Consider the following 3,457-nt stretch of genomic DNA (forward strand, 5'->3'; position numbering starts at 1 on the left):
GCCAAGGGCTTCGGTCAACGAGCGCGGCGGCAGCGACGTCCTGGTGCCCGGATACCTGTACAACTACTCGCTCGACGCGAAGGCGGCAGGGGCCGACCTCATGCCTACGGCTACCGCCGTCGCCGACGCGCTCCGGCCGTTCGACCCGACCATGGATGCCCAGCGACTCGCCGAGACTGCCAGCTCGTCGCCTCGGCCACTGGACCTCATCACGCTCCGTCAGTCAGACCGTGACGCGGTGGCCGCCGCGATCGGCAACAGGCCCGGCGTCGTCATCACACCGCGAGCCGAACTCCTACCGACCGACGACCGCTTCGCCCCCGACATCATCAATCAGGTGAAGAAATCGGTCGTCGACGAGCTCGACGGTCAGGCGGGCTGGCGGGTCGTCAGCGTCAACCAGAACGGCGCCGACGTCGACGTGCTCGACGAGACACCAGGCGCCCCTGCCCCTTCGGTGACCATCAGCCTCGACCGCTCCGTACAGAACGCCGCCCAGGATGCGGTCAACATGGTCGGCAAGAAGGCGATGATCGTGGCGATCAAGCCGTCGACGGGCGAGATCCTCGCCGTCGCGCAGAACGCCGCCGCCGACGCCGACGGGCCCACGGCCACCACGGGCCTCTACCCGCCAGGGTCGACGTTCAAGATCATCACGGCCGGCGCCGCGATCGATCGCGACATGGCAACGCCCAACACACTTCTCGGCTGTCCCGGCCACATCGACATCGGCCAGCGGTCGATCCCCAACTACGGCGGATTCGATCTGGGGACGGTGTCGATGTCACGAGCATTCGCGAACTCGTGCAACACGACGTTCGCCGAGCTGGCGAGCAGAATGCCCCCGAGAGGTCTGACGACCGCGGCCGCGCAGTACGGAATCGGCACGGACTACGTCGTCGACGGCATCACGACGGTGACCGGGTCCGTGCCTCCGACCGTGAACCTCACCGAGCGCACCGAGGACGGCTTCGGTCAGGGCAAGGTACTCGTCACGCCATTCGGCATGGCGCTCGCCGCGGCGACGGTCGCGGCCGGCAAGACGCCCGTGCCGCAGTTGATCGAAGGCAGCCACACCGAAGTGGCGGCCGGTGACACCCCGTCCATCACGCCGAAGATGCTCGACGGGCTGCGACCGATGATGCAGCTGGTGGTGACCAACGGCACCGCCAAGGAGCTCAACGGCAGCGGCGACGTCCGCGGCAAGACGGGTGAGGCCGAGTTCGACGGCGGGTCGCACGCCTGGTTCGCCGGCTACCGCGGTGATCTCGCGTTCGCGGCCCTGATCGTCGGCGGTGGCAGCTCCGAATACGCCGTGCGGATGTGCAAGGACATGCTTGGCGGGATGCCCCCCGACTACCTCGCCTGAGTAACCTGGTTCGCAGGAGGGTGGCAATGACCAGCATCAACTCGGGTATCGGCTCGGAACTCGGCGTGGAGGCCGTCGGAGGGCAGGAGCGTAGCGACCGGGGAAATCACACCGCCCTGCGCATTTCCGACGCCGACCGCAACGGAACGTTGCGCCGGCTGCACAACGCCGTGGCGCTCGGACTCATCGACATCGACGAGTTCGAGGAGCGTTCGGGCGCCGTATCGCAAGCCCGGCTGCACTCCGAGCTCGCCGCGCTCGTCGAGGACCTGCCCGGCCCTGGTGCGATCGTCACGACCGCCACCGACCGGGTGGAGTTGCGCGGTGTGCTCGGCTCGCTGAAGCGTCAGGGCGAATGGATCGTCCCGACTCGGCTGTCGTTGGTGCGGCGGATGGGCTCGATCGACCTCGATCTCACCAGGGCCCGCTTCGCCGGGCCGATCGTGGTGATCGAACTCGACGTGAAGTTCGGCTCCGTCGACATTCGGCTGCCGGACGGCGCGAGCGCATCGATCGACGACGTCGAGGTGGTCGTCGGCAGCGCCCGCGACCATCGCAAGGATGCCCCGGCGGAGGGCACGCCGCACGTGATCCTCACCGGTCGCAGTGTCTGCGGCTCGGTCGACATCCGCGGACCGCGGAAGTCGTTGTTGCGCCGCGGTTAGCGGGCTTCGAGGACGGCGAACGTCAGCGTCGCCCTGGCAGCCAGGCGGTCCCGGCCCGCGTCGAAGACGTCGACGGACGTCACGATCAGTCGCCTGCCCGCCCGCACGACAGTGGCCTCGGCGCGAGCCGGACCCTGCACGATCGGCGCCAGGAAGTGCACGTTCATGTCCGCGGTGGTGACATCCCTGTCCGGCCCGGCGACGTTACCCGCCAATCGCCCCGCTGCGATGTCGATCAGGGTGGCGACCAGACCGCCCTGAATCGCACCGCGGACGTTGACCAAGTCGGGCCGGTTGTCCATCTCGATGACCAGGCGCTCGGCCGAGTCCTCGAGATCCCGCATGCCCAACCGGTTCAGCAGGTGTTCGCGTTCGGTCACCCGCCGAACGGTAGCACTCCTCTCTCATGAGGAGAGGGGCATTCTCGTCGCCTCGTGGCGCGGGCGACGGAGGCGTAGTAGCAGTTACGCTGGCGGGATGCCCGTACGCACCGCCCTTCGCCCCGGCGAGCTGTCCCCGACGCTGCCGGTGCCCAAGTCGATCCCACGCCCCGAATACGCATGGAAGTCGACCGTGCGCGAGGGCACCGAACCATGGGTGCAGACGCCGGACGTCATCGACAGGATGCGGGCCGCGGGGCGCATCGCGGCCAACGCACTGGCCGAGGCGGGCAAGGCCGTGGCGCCGGGTGTCACCACTGACGAACTCGACCGGATCGCGCACGACTACATGGTCGATCACGGCGCGTACCCATCGACGCTGGGCTACAAGGGATTCCCCAAGTCCTGCTGCACGTCGCTCAATGAGATCATCTGCCACGGCATCCCCGACTCGACCGTCGTGCAGGACGGTGACATCGTCAACATCGACGTCACCGCATATATCGACGGCGTGCACGGGGACACCAACGCGACCTTCCTGGCAGGCGACGTCTCCGAGGAGCACCGGCTGCTCGTCGAGCGCACCCACGAGGCGACGATGCGCGCGATCAAGGCCTGCAAGCCCGGCCGTCAGCTGTCGGTGGTCGGGCGTGTCATCGAGGCATACGCAAACCGGTTCGGCTACAACGTCGTTCGTGACTTCACCGGTCACGGCATCGGCACCACGTTCCACAATGGTCTGGTGGTGCTGCACTACGACCAGCCCGCCATCGACACGGTGCTGGAGCCGGGTGTGACGTTCACCATCGAACCGATGATCAATCTCGGGGCGCTGGACTACGAGATCTGGGACGACGGTTGGACGGTTGCCACCACGGACAAGAAGTGGACCGCGCAATTCGAGCACACCCTGGTGATCACCGACGACGGCGCCGAGATCCTGACGCTGGCCGACTGATCCGACCGTTGCCATGAGTGGCGCGCTCCTCGTTGCCGGCACCACGTCGGACGCGGGTAAGTCGATGGTGGTCGCCGGGCTGTGT

At 67.6% G+C, this 3,457-nt stretch carries 5 protein-coding genes; 4 read left to right on the forward strand and 1 reads right to left on the reverse strand.

The features are described 5' to 3' along the window. Both ACRDUX_RS38135 and ACRDUX_RS38140 read left to right on the forward strand, forming a co-directional pair. Positions 1–1,369: penicillin-binding transpeptidase domain-containing protein (locus tag ACRDUX_RS38135; protein ID WP_526422294.1), on the forward strand; the 1,369-nt coding region annotated here is incomplete at its 5' end. A 116-nt stretch (positions 1,370–1,485) separates the two neighbouring features. Beyond that, positions 1,486–2,034: a DUF1707 domain-containing protein gene (locus ACRDUX_RS38140; protein ID WP_526422299.1), complete on the forward strand. Its 549-nt coding sequence runs from the start codon at positions 1,486–1,488 to the stop codon at positions 2,032–2,034. Here ACRDUX_RS38140 and ACRDUX_RS38145 read toward each other — a convergent pair. Continuing rightward, positions 2,031–2,414: a PaaI family thioesterase gene (locus tag ACRDUX_RS38145; protein ID WP_526422296.1), complete on the reverse strand. Its 384-nt coding sequence runs from the start codon at positions 2,412–2,414 to the stop codon at positions 2,031–2,033. The two genes, ACRDUX_RS38140 and ACRDUX_RS38145, sit on opposite strands and share 4 nt — an antisense overlap. Positions 2,415–2,511: 97 nt before the next feature. On the opposite strand from ACRDUX_RS38145, the gene map reads away from it, so the two are divergent. Further along, complete coding sequence (gene map, locus ACRDUX_RS38150) at positions 2,512–3,372, forward strand: type I methionyl aminopeptidase (protein WP_526422298.1); 861 nt, start codon at positions 2,512–2,514, stop codon at positions 3,370–3,372. A gap of 13 nt (positions 3,373–3,385) precedes the next feature. After that, the coding region (locus ACRDUX_RS38155) for a hypothetical protein (protein WP_526422301.1) at positions 3,386–3,457 on the forward strand (72 nt) is incomplete at its 3' end.

It is taken from the genome of Mycobacterium sp. (genome assembly GCF_050701675.1).
Classification (GTDB): Bacteria; Actinomycetota; Actinomycetes; order Mycobacteriales; family Mycobacteriaceae; genus Mycobacterium.